The organism is Amycolatopsis solani (assembly GCF_033441515.1).
GTDB lineage: Bacteria > Actinomycetota > Actinomycetes > Mycobacteriales > Pseudonocardiaceae > Amycolatopsis > Amycolatopsis solani.
This window is the reverse complement of record NZ_JAWQJT010000001.1, coordinates 538,674-554,005: the sequence shown is the minus strand read 5'-3', so window position 1 is coordinate 554,005 and position 15,332 is coordinate 538,674. Positions and strand designations below refer to the sequence as shown.

General features: G+C 69.9%; 20 protein-coding genes. 15 read left to right on the top strand and 5 right to left on the bottom strand.

Annotated elements, in window-relative coordinates; all coding sequences use genetic code 11:
* Window positions 1-44: 44 nt before the first annotated feature.
* From SD460_RS02815 to SD460_RS02800, 4 genes are read left to right on the top strand one after another with little or no spacing between them, the layout of a single operon-like run.
* Window positions 45-1,730, top strand: a complete 1,686-nt coding sequence (locus tag SD460_RS02815) for a hypothetical protein (protein WP_318305889.1) — start codon at window positions 45-47, stop codon at window positions 1,728-1,730.
* A gap of 26 nt (window positions 1,731-1,756) precedes the next feature.
* A complete protein-coding gene (locus SD460_RS02810) occupies window positions 1,757-1,963 on the top strand; it encodes a hypothetical protein (RefSeq protein WP_290062581.1) in 207 nt (68 codons plus the stop codon).
* A 13-nt stretch (window positions 1,964-1,976) separates the two neighbouring features.
* A complete protein-coding gene (locus tag SD460_RS02805; protein ID WP_290062580.1) occupies window positions 1,977-2,195 on the top strand; it encodes a hypothetical protein in 219 nt (72 codons plus the stop codon).
* 52 nt (window positions 2,196-2,247) lie between these two features.
* On the top strand, window positions 2,248-2,715 hold the full coding sequence (locus SD460_RS02800; protein WP_290062579.1) for a hypothetical protein: 468 nt from the start codon (window positions 2,248-2,250) through the stop codon (window positions 2,713-2,715).
* On the opposite strand, the gene SD460_RS02795 is transcribed toward SD460_RS02800, so the two are convergent.
* Window positions 2,708-3,187, bottom strand: a complete 480-nt coding sequence (locus SD460_RS02795; protein ID WP_318305888.1) for a GNAT family N-acetyltransferase — start codon at window positions 3,185-3,187, stop codon at window positions 2,708-2,710. The genes SD460_RS02800 and SD460_RS02795 overlap by 8 nt on opposite strands.
* A gap of 58 nt (window positions 3,188-3,245) precedes the next feature.
* Here SD460_RS02795 and SD460_RS02790 point away from each other — a divergent pair, with 58 nt between their 5' ends.
* Complete coding sequence (locus SD460_RS02790) at window positions 3,246-3,470, top strand: hypothetical protein (protein WP_290062578.1); 225 nt, start codon at window positions 3,246-3,248, stop codon at window positions 3,468-3,470.
* Here SD460_RS02790 and SD460_RS02785 read toward each other — a convergent pair.
* Genes SD460_RS02785 through SD460_RS02770 form a run of 4 tightly spaced genes read right to left on the bottom strand, consistent with a single transcriptional unit; the run spans window position 3,451 to window position 6,161 of the window.
* Entirely contained in the window at window positions 3,451-4,062 is a 612-nt protein-coding gene (locus tag SD460_RS02785; protein WP_290062577.1) for a hypothetical protein, read from the bottom strand. The two genes, SD460_RS02790 and SD460_RS02785, sit on opposite strands and share 20 nt — an antisense overlap.
* Window positions 4,062-5,252 (bottom strand): WXG100 family type VII secretion target, encoded by a 1,191-nt coding sequence (locus SD460_RS02780; protein ID WP_290062576.1) that lies wholly within the window; start codon window positions 5,250-5,252, stop codon window positions 4,062-4,064. Before SD460_RS02780 ends, SD460_RS02785 begins: the two co-directional genes overlap by 1 nt.
* Window positions 5,253-5,265: 13 nt before the next feature.
* The gene (locus SD460_RS02775) at window positions 5,266-5,607 is read right to left on the bottom strand and encodes a hypothetical protein (RefSeq protein WP_290062575.1); all 342 of its coding nucleotides are present in this window, start codon (window positions 5,605-5,607) and stop codon (window positions 5,266-5,268) included.
* Window positions 5,607-6,161, bottom strand: a complete 555-nt coding sequence (locus SD460_RS02770) for a YbaB/EbfC family nucleoid-associated protein (protein ID WP_318305887.1) — start codon at window positions 6,159-6,161, stop codon at window positions 5,607-5,609. The genes SD460_RS02775 and SD460_RS02770 overlap by 1 nt, the downstream gene beginning before the upstream one ends.
* Before the next feature lie 165 nt (window positions 6,162-6,326).
* Between SD460_RS02770 and SD460_RS02765 the strand changes: the two genes are divergently transcribed.
* From SD460_RS02765 to rplB, 10 genes are all read left to right on the top strand, one after another.
* Window positions 6,327-6,482: a hypothetical protein gene (locus SD460_RS02765; protein WP_125309983.1), complete on the top strand. Its 156-nt coding sequence runs from the start codon at window positions 6,327-6,329 to the stop codon at window positions 6,480-6,482.
* 1,246 nt (window positions 6,483-7,728) lie between these two features.
* Window positions 7,729-8,103 (top strand): 30S ribosomal protein S12, encoded by a 375-nt coding sequence (gene rpsL / locus SD460_RS02760; protein WP_003102113.1) that lies wholly within the window; start codon window positions 7,729-7,731, stop codon window positions 8,101-8,103.
* On the top strand, window positions 8,103-8,573 hold the full coding sequence (rpsG, locus tag SD460_RS02755; protein WP_003102106.1) for a 30S ribosomal protein S7: 471 nt from the start codon (window positions 8,103-8,105) through the stop codon (window positions 8,571-8,573). Before rpsL ends, rpsG begins: the two co-directional genes overlap by 1 nt.
* Window positions 8,574-8,636: 63 nt before the next feature.
* Window positions 8,637-10,736 (top strand): elongation factor G, encoded by a 2,100-nt coding sequence (fusA, locus tag SD460_RS02750; protein ID WP_290060360.1) that lies wholly within the window; start codon window positions 8,637-8,639, stop codon window positions 10,734-10,736.
* Window positions 10,737-10,864: 128 nt separating this feature from the next.
* Window positions 10,865-12,058 carry an elongation factor Tu gene (tuf, locus tag SD460_RS02745; protein ID WP_290060362.1) on the top strand — a complete coding sequence of 398 codons (1,194 nt, stop codon included), beginning with the start codon at window positions 10,865-10,867 and terminating at the stop codon, window positions 12,056-12,058.
* A 426-nt stretch (window positions 12,059-12,484) separates the two neighbouring features.
* Entirely contained in the window at window positions 12,485-12,790 is a 306-nt protein-coding gene (rpsJ, locus tag SD460_RS02740; protein ID WP_003102098.1) for a 30S ribosomal protein S10, read from the top strand.
* Window positions 12,791-12,821: 31 nt separating this feature from the next.
* On the top strand, window positions 12,822-13,478 hold the full coding sequence (gene rplC, locus SD460_RS02735; protein ID WP_290060363.1) for a 50S ribosomal protein L3: 657 nt from the start codon (window positions 12,822-12,824) through the stop codon (window positions 13,476-13,478).
* The gene (rplD, locus tag SD460_RS02730) at window positions 13,475-14,164 is read left to right on the top strand and encodes a 50S ribosomal protein L4 (RefSeq protein WP_290060364.1); all 690 of its coding nucleotides are present in this window, start codon (window positions 13,475-13,477) and stop codon (window positions 14,162-14,164) included. Before rplC ends, rplD begins: the two co-directional genes overlap by 4 nt.
* Window positions 14,161-14,472, top strand: coding sequence for a 50S ribosomal protein L23 (gene rplW, locus SD460_RS02725; protein ID WP_284745387.1), 312 nt, complete (start codon window positions 14,161-14,163; stop codon window positions 14,470-14,472). The genes rplD and rplW overlap by 4 nt, the downstream gene beginning before the upstream one ends.
* A gap of 15 nt (window positions 14,473-14,487) precedes the next feature.
* On the top strand, window positions 14,488-15,324 hold the full coding sequence (gene rplB / locus SD460_RS02720) for a 50S ribosomal protein L2 (protein WP_284745388.1): 837 nt from the start codon (window positions 14,488-14,490) through the stop codon (window positions 15,322-15,324).
* Window positions 15,325-15,332: the final 8 nt, after the last annotated feature.

The window sequence follows — 15,332 nt, the reverse complement described above, 5'->3', positions numbered from 1 at the left end:
AACCCGACCAAACACTCACGACAAACTTGCACCGAGGAGTCTCGATGGAACACGACCACCCCGCGCCCACGGGCTCGTCCACAGTGGACTTCCTTGCGCTGGTGCTCCGGCTGGCCCTCTTGCTTTCGACGGCGTTCCTGGCCGGCGGCGGTCTCCTGCGGCCGCCGGGGCAGCGGCCGCCGCGCACGCTGTACGTCCTCGGCGGGGTTTCGGCGCTGCTCGCCGTGGTGTCGGCCTTCGCCGTCGACATCAACGTGGTCGCGCTGGCGATCCACGTCGTGCTCGCGGTGGCGGTGCCGGTCTTCCCGCGGGTCACCCGCTGGACGTCGGCCGCGCTGCTGGTGCTCGTCGTGCTGGAGACGTCGCTCGGCGGCACCGGCGTCGAGTTCGCGATCGACACGGTGTTCGTCGCCGCCGCGGCCGTGTGGTTCGGCTTCGCGCTGCTCGGGCCGGTGACGACCGCGGCCGTCCGGCCCGGGCCCCTCGCGCTCACCCTCGGCGGCCTGCTGGTGCTGGCCGGCGCGGTCCGGTTCGGGTTGTCCGGCCTCGGGTTCGACCGCCGGCTCGCCACGACGCTCTTCGGGCTCGCCGTGGTCGCCGTCGCGGTCCTGCCGGTCGTGGTCACGGTGCTCGCCGGGGTGTTCAAGGGCCGCGCTTACCGGTTCGGCGCCGTGGCTGTCGCGGCCGCGTTCGTCGCGTGGAGTGCGCTGGGCGCGATCCCGGCACCGCCGCCGCTGCCCGTGCCCGGCGTGCCGCTGCTGGCCGACGACGCAGGCTTCCCGGTGCTGGTCAGCCCGCAACGGCCGGGCCACAACCTCGTGCACTTCCCGCCGGGCGCGGGCGACGACCTCTCCGCCGGCGTGCGTGGTGGCCTGGTCACGAAGGCCGTCGCGCGGCCCGGGGCCGAGGGCACGTGGGCCGACGTCGAGCTGCCGCCCGGCCGCAGCGACCTGGAAATCCGCCGCGGCGACACGACGACGGTCGTCGAGGTCGACGCGGGCCGTGCGCCCGGCCCGTCGATCCTCGACGCCGACGCGCCGGAATGCGCGGCGGCGGCGCTCGGCGGCCTGGTCGCCGGCCGCGCCGACGTCCTCACCGCCTGCCCGGCCGACGCGCTGACGCCGGAGGACAGCGGAGCGCTGGTCAAACTGGTCGAGTTCCTGGCCACCCGCAAGCCGTCCGCGATCACGCTGGTCGAGGACGACTCCCCGCGCGGTGTGGCGGCCGCGAAGCTGGTGCGGGAAACCGCGGCGCGCACCGGGCTCGCCGTGCGGCCGGACGCCGGGCCCGACACCGCGCTCGTCGTCGTCTCCGGCTGGTCCGCCGGGTACACCGCGATGACGCGGGCCGCCGAGCTGCAACGCCTCGAACCCACCCACCAGTACGGGCTGTACCTGGCCCCGTGGCTGCTGAACGGGCCGATCGTCAACTCCGTCGCGAGCGCGTCGCTGCCGCTGCGCTTCGACCCGCGGGAGGCGACCGCGGTCGGGTACGCCGTCGCGGTCGGCGACCGCTTCGGCGGCGAAAGCCCGACGCTGGGCGGCTTCCGGAACTGGCTCGGTGGCGGTGGCGCCGCCGGGGACGTCCAGATCTTCGCCGCGGCCCAGGTCAACGCCATGCCGATGTACCCCACCGAACCCCACGCCACCGGAATGGTGATGGACCGCGACTACGCGGGCCAGTGGGTCCCCGACGGAACCATCGTGCCGATCACGTCGGTTCTCCGCTGAAAACCCCTGTGAGGAAAGGAAAACGCATGAAGCGTCTTGCTGCCCGCGTGCTGCTGCCGCTCGTCGCGGCGACGGCGTTCACGGGCCTGGCCGCCGGCGTCGCCAGTGCCGACCCGACCGACGGTTCCGTCTGGCTCGTGCCCGGCGTCGACCTCGGCAGCGTGCTGGGGCCGATCGGCCAGCCGGTCGACCTGCTCGCCCCCGTCTTCGACCTGATCACCGCTGTTTCCTGAAAGGCAGAAACCCATGAAGAAGACCCTCGCAGTCGCGATCCTCGCCGGTGCCGCCCTGTTCACCGCGGCCGGGCCGGCGCTCGCCGCCGACGCTCCCGGTGTCGTCGTGGTCGACGAGCCGGACACCAGCGGCCTGAACAACATCTGGACGTTCGCCCCGCTCGGCGTCCCGGTGCTCGGCCTCATCCAGTCGGTCAACGGCGTCCCCGGCAAGCTCCTGCCCTCGTTCTGACCCGCGGGCGGCCCCTCGCGAGAGGGGCCGCCTCCTTCTCCAGGGAGTCCCCATGAACCGGCAGCTGGCCGGCAGGCTCGGCATCGCGGTGATCGCGATCGCGGCGGTGACCGCGGGCATCTTCATCCTCGGCGACGACGGCTCGGCCCCGCCCGCCCCGGCGGTCGCCGTGGTGGGGGAGCCTTCGCTGTCGTCCGTCCCGCCGCGCACGGTCATGGCGACGGTGACCTCAACCTCGACCCCGCCGGCGCCGTCCGGCTACCAGGTGACCTACGAGCTGGCGGGCACCGGCACGGCGACGGTCGTCTACGACTCGAACGGCCTCGGCCTGGTCCACCAGGAACTCGAGGTCCCGCTGCCGTGGCGGAAGGAGCTCAGCTGGGCTTCGGCCGGCTCGGTGCAGTTGCTCGGGCAGGGGAGCGGCGCGGTCGAGTTCCGCATCTCGCTCGGCGGGCGCGTCGTGACGTCGCAGAAGTCGGCGCCCGGCGAAGTCGCCGCGTGCACCGGGCGGCTCAGCTGAGCGCCTTCGCGAACCAGTGCTCGGCGAACTGCCCGTCGTTGAAGGGCTCGACCTCGTCGTAGCCGATCTTCGCGTAGAGCGCGCGGGCTTCGACGAGGTCGTGGCGGGTGTCGAGCCGCATGAGCGCGGAGCCGAACCCGCGGGCCGCCTCCTCGGCCGCCGCCACCAGCGCGGGCGCGCCGCCGCTGCCGCGGTGGGCCGGCTTGACGAAGACCTTCGTCAGCTCGGTGATCCCGGCCGCGACGACGCGGAACCCGGCGCAGCCCGCGACTTCGCCGTCCCGCCTGCCGAGGAAGAACGCCCCGGTCGGCGGCACCAGGTCCGTGCCCGGCGCCTCGGCCACGTACCGCGTGAGCTCGGCTTCCGTGACGGGGCGCCCGAAATAGCGCGAAGCGACTTCGTCCATGTACTCGCGCATGATCGCGACGGCGTCCGGGTGGGTGACGTCGACCCGGGTGATCTTCCAGTCCACGTCCTCATCCTGGGGAAGCTGTCCAGCGAATTCGTGCGGCCACCGGCACCATGGGGACATGACGACTGTCACGAAGCGCCTCACGGTGGTGGCCGTCCTGCTGATCACGGTGGGCGCGGTCCTGCTGTCGGTGGGCGCGATCGGCTTCCGGGCGACGTCCGACCAGCCCGACGCCAACATCGGCGCGGGCTTCGCCCTGCTGGCCGGCCCCTACGTGGTGGGACTGGGCCTGGTGTTCGCGTTGTCGGCGGGCCTGACCCACCTCACGACGCGCCGCCGCTGACGCTCCACAGCGCGGCGGGCAGCCGGTCGGCCAGGTCGGCGAGGTAATCGGCCTCGGCGGCGATGTTCTGCCGCGTCGCGCAGCCCTGCCCCCAGGTCCGCGCCGAGCCGTGCTCGACGACGACGTCCCGCTGCGCGAACCGCGGGTTCGCCGCGAGCCACCGGGTCAGCTCGCCCTCGAGCGGGGAGCCGGGCATCGAGACGGCGCCGCCGGTGATCCGCAGTTCGGGGGACGGCGGGACCTGCACCTGCGTGACGTGGATGTCGCGGAAGTACGTGTGGTCGTCGAAGTGCCGGTACGGCTCCTGCCCGTCGACGGCGATGACCGCCCGGTCGCGCTGCCGGAACTCGACCCACGACTTGTGCCCGCTGCCGGCGAGCGGGCGGCCGGTCGGGTGGATGACCCCGAACGACGGTGCCGGGGCCGGCTCGCCGGCGACCCCGCTGTGGAACGTGCCGCCGCGCTCGGCCGCGAACGCCTTGAACCAGTGCTCCTTGCGGCCTTCGACGTACTTCGTGTGCGACCGCCACCAGATCGCCGCCACCACCGCGAACACCGCCACGATCAGGACGACCGCCACCACGCCTGCCATCAGAAGTCCAAGTCCTCGCGCGTCTCGTCGTCGGATTGGTTCCGGCCGGTCTCGCCGTAGTCGCTCGCCTTCTTGGCGTTCTTGACGTGGCTGTTGAGCTTGCCGAGGTGGTCGTTGAGCGTCTTGGCCGGGTTGTCGCCGGGCTTGGCCGGGTTGTACCCGATGACGCCCTTGGCCGCGGCCTCGCCGGTCTTCTTCGCGATCTCGGACAGGGCGTTCTTCCCGGCCCGCTTGCCGATCATGCCCTCGGCGCCCTTGAGCTTGTCGACCACGCTCTTGCCCGCGTTGCCCTCGGCGATCTCCCTGAGCTTGTCCGCGGTCTTGCCTTCGGTGAACACCTTGCCCAGCTTCGAGGCCGCGAGCTTGGCCTTCATCTTCTGCAGCCAGTCGAGGATCTTCTGCAGCAGTTCGCGGACCTTCGAGACCTTCTTGGTCGTCTTCGCGGCGGTCGTGCCGAGCTTGACCTCCGACGCCGTGCCCGCGGTGGCGACCGACGCCCCGCAGGTGGGCACCGCGGCCGCGAGCGCCGGGATCCAGATCATGATCAGCCAGGTGATCAGCTCGGTGAGGATCGCCTTGATCAGGTCCTCGATGAAGCTCATCAGCATGCTGCTCAGCTGCAGCATCTGCGCCATGTCGCCGGATTTCGCGGAGACGCCGGCGATGCCGTGGGCGAACTCGCCCAGCGACTTCCGGGCGGCGTCACCGGCGTCGCCGTGCCATGCCGACAGCGACGTGTCGGCGACCGCGGCGAAGTTCTTCGCCAGCTCGTCCAGCCCGGTGGCGATGGCGCCGAAGTTGCCGGCCGCGGTGGCGAGCGCGGGCCCGTCGCCGCTGACGAAGTGGATCGCGTCCTGGATCGGCTGGACGGCGCTGATCAGGAAGTTCAGCCCCTGCCCGACCAGCCAGCCGAGCGGGTCGGTGGCGATGTCGGTGATGGTGCTGGCGCTCGACTGGATGAACGACGTCGTGTCGCTCGCGATCGTGGCGACCCCGAGCGCGATGTCGACGCCGTCGGGGTGGGGCGCGGTGACCGCCTGGTACACGGAACCGACGTCCTTGCCGACGGTCACGGCGCTGCCGACGAACGGGACGGCCTTGACCGCGTTGTCGACGTTCACCCCGAGCACGGTGTTCGGATCGTCGCTCTTCACGCTGACGCCGCTCGCGACGTCCTGGAACTCCGCCATCGTCGTGGCCCCCTCAGGGCTTCTTCGGGCCGTCGAGCAGGACCTCGACCTGCCCGAAGAAGGCCGTGTGGTCGTCTTCGGTGCCCTGGTAGACGTTCGCCGCGTCGGTGAACTTGCCCTGCGCCGACGTCAGGCCCTCGGCCATCGACGCCAGCAGGTCGCGCAGCTCGTGCAGCGTTTCGTCGTACCCGTGCTTGGTGAACAGGCCGACCACGCCCCACGACTTGTCGCCGACGTCGGCCTGCCCGACCTTCTCGGTGAACTTCGCGCCCTGGTCCTTGTACTTGCCGAGCACGCCGACGTACTTGCGCAGCGCGTCGACCTCGACCTGGTAGCCGCCGGTCCCGTCGGGCATCAGTCCTCCTCGTCGAACAGGTTCCGCAGGAAGGCGTCACCCGCGGACCCGCCACCCGACGGCGGTGCCGTCGGCGGCGGGGCGTCCTCGGCCGGGCGCAGCACCCGCTCCTCGGAGAAGTCCTCCGGCGCGGCCGCCCGCGGCGGCTCTTCCGCCAGCTTCGACCGCATTTCCTCGACGGTGGTTCCGAACGCTTCCGCCTGCGTCTCCAGGACCTGGTCGACGAGACCGAGGTCGTCGCCGAGGTGCTCCTGGACGAGCACGGCCTGCCGCCGGGCCGCTTCGCCGACCGCCTCCCGCAAGGTCGCCATCAGGGCCGCGGACAGCGCCTGCGGCCCCTTCGCGAGCGCGGCGTCGGTGAACTTGACGTCGAGCACCGCCCCACCCGGCCCGGTGACCACGGTCACGCCCCCGTCCGGTGACGAGGCACCCGCCCGCAGTTCGGACAGCTCCTGCTGCATCGCGCCGAGCCCGGCGAACCGGTCGTCGACGTTCCGGATGCTCGACTGGAACCGTTCGAACTCGGTCACCAGCTGGTCGAACTCGGCCGCCATGCCGCTCGTCCCTCCCGATCGCCCGTGCGTGGTCCACTCATCGTGGCCCCTTGGTGGCGGTGTGACGCACGGAACGGCCGATCCGATCCCACTGCATCACCCGGTCGGGTAATGGGTAGGTTTCCGGCCGCAAGGGGAAGCAGGGATGAACGCTAGGAGTGTGTGATGACCAGCACCGAAGGGGCCGGCCGGCCCGACGAGGAGCCGAAGTCGACCGGGAGCCACGCGGCCCCCGAGGGGGCCGGGGTGCACCCGCTGATCGACCTTTCGCGCGACCCGAACCCGGGCAAGCCGGACCACGCGAAGCCCGAAGAGGACTGACGCGGCACCCGCTTTCCGGGCCAGGGGAGGTCGCGAATGAGTCATTGGCGACGTCGGTCGCGGGCGCGGGGAGCGGCTGGGCGGCGGCCAGGGGAGGTCGCGAATGACTCATTCGGGACGTCGGAGGTCCCGAATGAGTCATTGGCGACCTCGGTCGGGGGCGCGGGGAGCGGCTGGGCGGCGGCCACCGAGGGGGTGGCGCCGCCGGGGCAGCGACCCGCGGCCCAGCCTGGCCGGCCTGGGCGCGCCCGGGCCCGACCCGGGCGAGTGGCGCCGCTGGGGTGACACTGGCGGCCCGCCCCGTCCCGCCTCGCCCCGGCTCGGCCTAGCCCGGCCCGCCCGGCCCGGCCCGGGCGAGTGGGCGCCGCTGGGTGACACTCGCGGCACGGCACGCCCCGGGCCCGACCCGGGCGAGTGGCGCCGCTGGGGTGACACTCGCGCCCCGCCCCGCCCCGCCCCGCCCCGCCCCGCCCCAGCCCGGCCCGCCCCGCCCCGCCCCAGCCCGGCCCGCCCCGCCCCGCCCCAGCCCGGCCCGCCCCGCCCCGCCCCAGCCCGGCCCGCCCCGCCCCGCCCCAGCCCGGCCCGCCCCGGCCCGGCCCGGCCGAGCCACCCACGGCGTGGTGAACGACTCGTCCACCACGCCCGACGACCGTCCACCGGCTGCATCGAGCACGTGCCGGGACGTCTTGAATGAGTCATTCAGGACCTCCCGCGCCCTGAATGACTCATTCAAGACGTCCGCCGCGGCGATCTCGGCGGCCTGACCCCGGGCCGCGACCGCCGGCAGGCGAGCCGCCGGGAGCGGCGGCGGCCGACCCGCCCAAGCCACCAGCCACCCCCGGAACATCCCGAGGCCCACGTGCGTTGACAACACTGTCGGCCGAGGGCCCGCGTGCGGAAACCGCGGTCGCCACCCCGGTGTGACCGGACTTCGGAACATCCCCCGGCCGGGCGGTGCGGAGAGGTACGCTGGACGTTCGCCGTCCTTCAGACCCCCCGCCGCGTTCCGTCCGGATCCGGGCGGGTATCTTTGGAGACCGTGCCCGGCATGCGTCGGGCCGCTCCGCGTGCCGTGCGGCATGGGCGGGGTGCTCAGGCACCCGGTCACCGGCTTCGGCAGGTCGGGGTTCCGACGGAAATCCCTCCGGGAAGTTACCGGTCGTCAGACCGTGACGCGGGCCGACACGCCCGACCGCGGGGGCCGGTGAAGACACGAAGAAGCAGATCACGACAGGAAGCTGGTCCATTGCCCACGATCCAGCAGCTGGTCCGCAAGGGCCGCCAGGACAAGGCTGCCAAGCAGAAGACCGCGGCCCTCAAGGGGAGCCCGCAGCGGCGCGGCGTGTGCACCCGCGTGTACACGACCACCCCCAAGAAGCCGAACTCGGCGCTGCGCAAGGTCGCGCGTGTGAAGCTGACCAGCGGCATCGAGGTCACCGCCTACATCCCCGGTGAGGGCCACAACCTGCAGGAGCACTCGATGGTGCTCGTGCGTGGTGGTCGTGTGAAGGACCTTCCGGGTGTCCGTTACAAGATCATCCGCGGCTCGCTCGACACGCAGGGTGTCAAGAACCGCAAGCAGGCGCGCAGCCGGTACGGCGCGAAGAAGGAGAAGAGCTAATGCCCCGCAAGGGTCCGGCCCCGAAGCGGCCGCTGATCTCCGACCCCGTCTACGCCTCCCCGCTGGTCACCCAGCTGGTGAACAAGGTGCTGAAGGACGGGAAGCGGTCCCTGGCCGAGCGCATCGTGTACGGCGCGCTCGAAGGCGCTCGCGAGAAGACGGGCACCGACCCGGTCGTCACGCTGAAGCGCGCCCTCGACAACGTGAAGCCCACCATCGAGGTGAAGAGCCGCCGCGTCGGTGGCGCCACCTACCAGGTGCCGATCGAGGTCAAGCCGGGCCGCTCCACGACGCTGGCCCTGCGCTGGCTGGTCTCCTTCTCGCAGGCTCGCCGCGAGAAGACGATGATCGAGCGCCTGCAGAACGAGCTCCTGGACGCTTCCAACGGCCTCGGTGCCTCCGTGAAGCGTCGCGAAGACACGCACAAGATGGCCGAGTCCAACCGGGCCTTCGCGCACTACCGCTGGTGATGACCGCCCGGCTGTCGATCAAGCCATGCCGGGCCCCAAGCTTGAGAACAGGGGAACACTCTCGTGGCACGTGAAGTGCTGACCGACCTGAACAAGGTCCGCAACATCGGCATCATGGCCCACATCGACGCCGGCAAGACCACCACCACCGAGCGGATCCTGTTCTACACCGGGGTCAACTACAAGATCGGTGAAGTCCACGACGGCGCCGCCACCATGGACTGGATGGAGGAGGAGCAGAAGCGGGGTATCACCATCACCTCGGCTGCGACCACCACCTTCTGGGACGACCACCAGATCAACATCATCGACACCCCCGGGCACGTCGACTTCACCGTCGAGGTGGAGCGCAACCTCCGGGTGCTCGATGGCGCGGTCGCGGTGTTCGACGGCAAGGAAGGCGTCGAGCCGCAGTCCGAGCAGGTCTGGCGGCAGGCGGACAAGTACGACGTCCCGCGCATCTGCTTCGTCAACAAGATGGACAAGCTGGGCGCGGACTTCTACTACACCGTGAAGACCATCGTGGAGCGCCTCGGCGTCCGCCCGCTGGTCATCCAGCTGCCGATCGGCGCCGAGAACAACTTCGAAGGCGTCGTCGACCTCGTCCGCATGAAGGCGCTGACCTGGCGCGGCGAGGTCCAGAAGGGCGAGGACTACTCGGTCGAGGACATCCCGGCCGAGCTGGCCGAGCTGGCCGCCGAGTACCGCGAGAAGCTCGTCGAGACCGTCGCCGAGGCGGACGACGCGCTGATGGAGAAGTTCCTCGAGGGTGAGGAGCTCACGGAAGCCGAGATCAAGTCCGGCATCCGCAAGCTCACGATCACCAGCCAGGTCTTCCCGGTGCTGGCCGGTTCCGCGTTCAAGAACAAGGGCGTGCAGCCCATGCTCGACGCGGTCATCGACTACCTGCCGACCCCGCTGGACGTCCCGGCCGTCGAGGGCCTGCTGCCCGACGGCGAGACCGTGGCCTCCCGCAAGGCGTCGGTGGACGAGCCGTTCGCCGCGCTCGCGTTCAAGATCGCCGCGCACCCGTTCTTCGGCAAGTTGACCTACATCCGGGTGTACTCGGGCAAGGTCGCCGCCGGCGCTCAGGTCATCAACGCGACCAAGGAGCGCAAGGAGCGCATCGGGAAGATCTTCCAGATGCACTCCAACAAGGAGAACCCGGTCGACGACGCCCAGGTCGGCCACATCTACGCGGTCATCGGGCTGAAGGACACCACCACGGGTGACACCCTGGCGGACCCGCAGAACCCGATCGTGCTGGAGTCGATGACGTTCCCCGAGCCGGTCATCCGGGTCGCGATCGAACCGAAGACGAAGGCCGACCAGGAGAAGCTGTCCCTGGCGATCCAGAAGCTGGCCGAAGAGGACCCGACGTTCCAGGTCAAGCTGGACGAGGACACCGGCCAGACGATCATCGCGGGTATGGGTGAGCTGCACCTCGAGGTGCTGGTGAACCGGATGAAGTCCGACTACAAGGTCGAGGCGAACATCGGCAAGCCGCAGGTCGCCTACCGCGAGACGATCAAGAAGACGGTCGACAAGCTCGACTACGTCCACAAGAAGCAGACCGGTGGTTCCGGCCAGTTCGCGAAGGTCATCGTGAAGCTGGAGCCGCTCGAGCGCACCGACGGCGCGCTCTACGAGTTCGACAACAAGGTGTCCGGTGGCCGCGTGCCGCGGGAGTACATCCCGTCGGTCGACGCGGGCGCGCAGGACGCGATGCAGTACGGCGTCCTGGCCGGCTACCCGCTCGTCGGGTTGAAGTTCACCCTGTTGGACGGTGCTTACCACGAGGTCGACTCTTCGGAGATGGCGTTCAAGATCGCCGGTTCCATGGCGATGAAGGAAGCCGCGAAGAAGGCCCACCCCGTGATCCTGGAGCCGATGATGGCGGTCGAGGTGACCACGCCCGAGGACTACATGGGTGACGTCATCGGTGACCTCAACTCCCGCCGTGGTCAGATCCAGGCCATGGAGGAGCGGTCGGGCATCCGCGTCGTGAAGGCGCTGGTCCCGCTGTCGGAGATGTTCGGCTACGTCGGCGACCTGCGGTCCCGCACCCAGGGCCGGGCGAACTACTCCATGTTGTTCGACTCCTACGCCGAGGTTCCCGCGAACGTCGCGAAGGAAATCATCGCGAAGGCGACGGGGGAGTAACTCCCCCCAGCGCTCGCGGGCATTAAGGACACTCCTGAACGTCCGCAGCACCGACGAAGGAACATTCAGCGGGCGGCAGCCACGCCGCCCGCTGAGCACCAAGCAAATCAGTCCAGGAGGACATTCCAGTGGCGAAGGCGAAATTCGAGCGGACCAAGCCGCACGTCAACATCGGCACCATCGGCCACGTTGACCACGGCAAGACGACTCTGACCGCGGCGATCACCAAGGTGCTGCACGACAAGTACCCGGAGCTGAACGAGTCGCGGGCGTTCGACCAGATCGACAACGCGCCGGAAGAGAAGCAGCGCGGCATCACGATCAACATCTCGCACGTCGAGTACCAGACCGAGAAGCGTCACTACGCGCACGTCGACGCCCCCGGTCACGCTGACTACATCAAGAACATGATCACCGGTGCCGCGCAGATGGACGGCGCGATCCTGGTCGTGGCCGCCACCGACGGCCCGATGCCGCAGACCCGTGAGCACGTGCTGCTCGCCCGCCAGGTCGGCGTGCCCTACATCGTGGTCGCGCTGAACAAGGCCGACATGGTCGACGACGAGGAGATCCTGGAGCTCGTCGAGCTCGAGGTCCGCGAGCTGCTGTCCTCGCAGGAGTTCCCCGGCGACGACGCCCCGGTCGTGCGCGTGTCCGGTCTCAAGGCCCTCGAGGGCGACGAGAAGTGGGCCGAGGCCGTTCTCGAGCTGATGAGCGCCGTCGACAACAACGTGCCGGACCCGGTGCGCGAGCTCGACAAGCCGTTCCTGATGCCGATCGAGGACGTCTTCACCATCACCGGTCGTGGCACCGTGGTGACCGGTCGCGTCGAGCGCGGCCAGATCAACGTCAACGAAGAGGTCGAGATCGTGGGTATCCGCGAGAAGTCGACCAAGACCACCGTCACCGGTGTCGAGATGTTCCGCAAGCTGCTCGACTCGGGCCAGGCGGGCGACAACGTCGGCCTCCTCGTCCGCGGCATCAAGCGCGAGGACGTCGAGCGCGGCCAGGTCGTCGTGAAGCCGGGCACCACCACCCCGCACACCGACTTCGAGGGCCGGGTCTACATCCTGTCGAAGGACGAGGGTGGCCGTCACACCCCGTTCTTCAACAACTACCGCCCGCAGTTCTACTTCCGCACCACCGACGTGACCGGCGTCGTGACCCTCCCCGAGGGCACCGAGATGGTCATGCCGGGCGACAACACCGACATCACGGTCGCGCTGATCCAGCCGGTCGCGATGGACGAGGGTCTGCGCTTCGCCATCCGCGAGGGTGGCCGGACCGTCGGTGCGGGTCAGGTCACCAAGATCAACAAGTGATTTCACGCCCCGGCCGGGGGTAATACACCCCCGGCTCAAGGGCGTCAAATCACGTGTGCGACACTATTCAGGTTGCTCGTCCTGGGGCGGCCGATCCTTGTCGGGGTTTTCTCCGTTGGGGGTCCGGCCGCCTCGGTGCGAGTGGCCACGGTCCGCCGAGCTCTTCCTTCGGGTTGCAGGCGAGCGGGCAAAGGCAGTGAGGCGGTCACGCTCGCAAGAGCGACGCCGGCTCATCGCCTCCTCACGTTGAGGAAGACCAGGCAAGACGACGATCCCACGGGATCCGTCTGTGCGTCGGGCGCGACACGCCCGACCGCGTGGACCGGGGACAGGGCCGTTGAACTGCGGAAACCCAGGCCCAGGGTGGCAACACCCGGCCGGGTTTGTGAGATAGCGGCACGAGACGACAAGGAACGAGCAGCCACCATGGCGGGACAGAAGATCCGCATCCGGCTCAAGGCCTACGACCACGAGGCGATCGACACCTCGGCGCGCAAGATCGTGGAGACGGTCACGCGCACCGGCGCCCGGGTTGTCGGGCCGGTGCCGCTGCCCACCGAGAAGAACGTTTACTGCGTCATCCGCTCGCCGCACAAGTACAAGGACTCGCGCGAGCACTTCGAGATGCGCACGCACAAGCGTCTGATCGACATCCTCGACCCGACGCCGAAGACGGTCGACGCGCTCATGCGCATCGATCTGCCGGCGAGCGTCGACGTCAACATCCAGTAGCGGCTGGCGAGCGGCGGAGAGACAGAGAGTCATGTCTGACAGGCAAATGAAGGGCATCCTGGGCACCAAGCTCGGCATGACCCAGGTCTTCGACGAGCAGAACCGGGTCGTCCCGGTCACCGTCGTGAAGGCCGGTCCGAACGTGGTCACCCAGGTTCGGACCCAGGAGAAGGACGGCTACAAGGCCGTGCAGCTGGCGTTCGGCGCGGTCGACCCGCGCAAGGTGAACAAGCCGCGCACCGGCCACTACGACAAGGCGGGCGTGACCCCGCGGCGCTTCCTCGCGGAGCTGCGTACCACCGACGCCGAGACCTACGAGATCGGTCAGGAGATCACCGCTGAGGTGTTCGCCGCCGGCGTCGAGGTCGACGTGACCGGTACCAGCAAGGGCAAGGGCTACGCCGGTGTCATGAAGCGCCACGGTTTCAAGGGCCAGGGCGCGAGCCACGGTGCCCAGGCCGTGCACCGCAAGCCGGGTTCCATCGGTGGCTGCGCCACCCCCGGCCGCGTCTTCAAGGGCCTGCGCATGGCGGGCCGGATGGGCAACGACCGGGTCACCACGCAGAACCTGACCGTGCACGCCGTGCGTGCCGAGGACGGCCTGCTGCTGATCAAGGGCGCCGTGCCCGGTCCCAAGGGCGGCCTGCTGTTCGTGCGCAGCGCCGCGAAGGGTGGTAACTCCGAATGACAAGCGTCGAGCTGAAGACCCCGGCCGGTAAAGCCGACGGCACCGTTGACCTCCCCGAGGAGATCTTCGACGTGCAGGCCAATGTCGCGCTGATGCACCAGGTGGTGGTGGCCCAGCAGGCCGCCGCGCGCCAGGGCACGCACGACACGAAGACCCGTGGTGAGGTCTCCGGTGGCGGCAAGAAGCCGTACCGGCAGAAGGGCACCGGCCGTGCCCGCCAGGGTTCGACCCGCGCGCCGCAGTTCGTCGGCGGTGGCGTCGTCCACGGCCCCACGCCGCGTGACTACTCCCAGCGGACCCCGAAGAAGATGAAGGCCGCCGCTCTGCGTGGCGCCCTCTCCGACCGGGCCCGCGCCGGCCAGCTGCACATCGTCACCGAGCTGGTGACGGGTGAGAAGCCGTCCACGAAGGCCGCCAAGGCCGTGCTCGCCGCGGTGACGCAGGCGAAGCGCGTGCTCGTGGTGCTGCACCGGGACGACGAGTACAGCTGGGTTTCCCTGCGGAACCTGCCCGAGGTGCACCTCCTCTGGGCGGACCAGCTCAACACCTACGACGTGCTGGTCAACGACGACGTCGTGTTCACCAAGGCCGCGTACGACGCGTTCGTCGCCGGCCCCGCCCGCGGCAAGAGCGTCAAGGCTTCCGCGCGGTCGGGCGAGGTCACGGAAGGGAGTGACGAGAAGTGAGTTCGGTCGCCATTCCGGACCCCCGCGACATCCTGCTCGCGCCGGTCATCTCCGAGAAGTCCTACGGGCTGCTCGAGGACCACAAGTACACGTTCATCGTCCGTCCGGACGCCAACAAGACCCAGGTCAAGATCGCGGTCGAGAAGGTGTTCGGCGTCAAGGTGGTCAGTGTCAACACGGCCAACCGCAAGGGCAAGCGTAAGCGGACTCGCGCCGGCTTCGGCAAGCGCAAGGACACCAAGCGCGCCATCGTGACTCTTTCGCCTGAGAGCAAGGCGATCGAGATCTTCGGCGGACCCACCGCGTAAAGGACTGAGCTGACAATGGGCATCCGCAAGTACAAGCCGACGACCCCGGGTCGTCGCGGTTCGAGCGTCTCGGACTTCGCCGAGATCACCCGCTCGACTCCCGAGAAGTCGCTGCTGCGTCCGCTGAGCGGCACGGGCGGTCGCAACTCGTCCGGCAAGATCACCACCCGGCACAAGGGTGGCGGCCACAAGCGTGCGTACCGGCTGATCGACTTCCGCCGGAACGACAAGGACGGCGTTCCCGCCAAGGTCGCGCACATCGAGTACGACCCCAACCGGTCCGCTCGCATCGCGCTGCTGCACTACGCCGACGGCGAGAAGCGCTACATCATCGCGCCGGAGAAGCTCAAGCAGGGTGACACGGTCGAGAACGGCCCCCGGGCCGACATCAAGCCGGGCAACAACCTGCCGCTGCGCAACATCCCGGTCGGCACCGTGATCCACGCGATCGAGCTCCGCCCCGGCGGCGGCGCGAAGATGGCGCGGTCCGCGGGCGCGAAGGTGCAGCTCGTCGCCAAGGACGGTCCGTACGCCCAGCTGCGTCTCCCCTCGGGTGAGATCCGCAACGTGGACGTGCGCAACCGCGCCACCATCGGCGAGGTCGGCAACTCCGAGCACGCGAACATCAACTGGGGCAAGGCCGGCCGCAACCGCTGGCGCGGCAAGCGCCCCACGGTCCGCGGTGTCGTCATGAACCCGGTCGACCACCCGCACGGTGGTGGTGAGGGTAAGACCTCCGGTGGTCGCCACCCGGTCAACCCGAACGGTAAGCCCGAGGGTCGCACGCGCCGGCGCAAGCCGAGCGACGCCCTCATCGTCCGCCGCCGCCGCACCGGCAAGAACAAGCGCTGAGCAGGGAG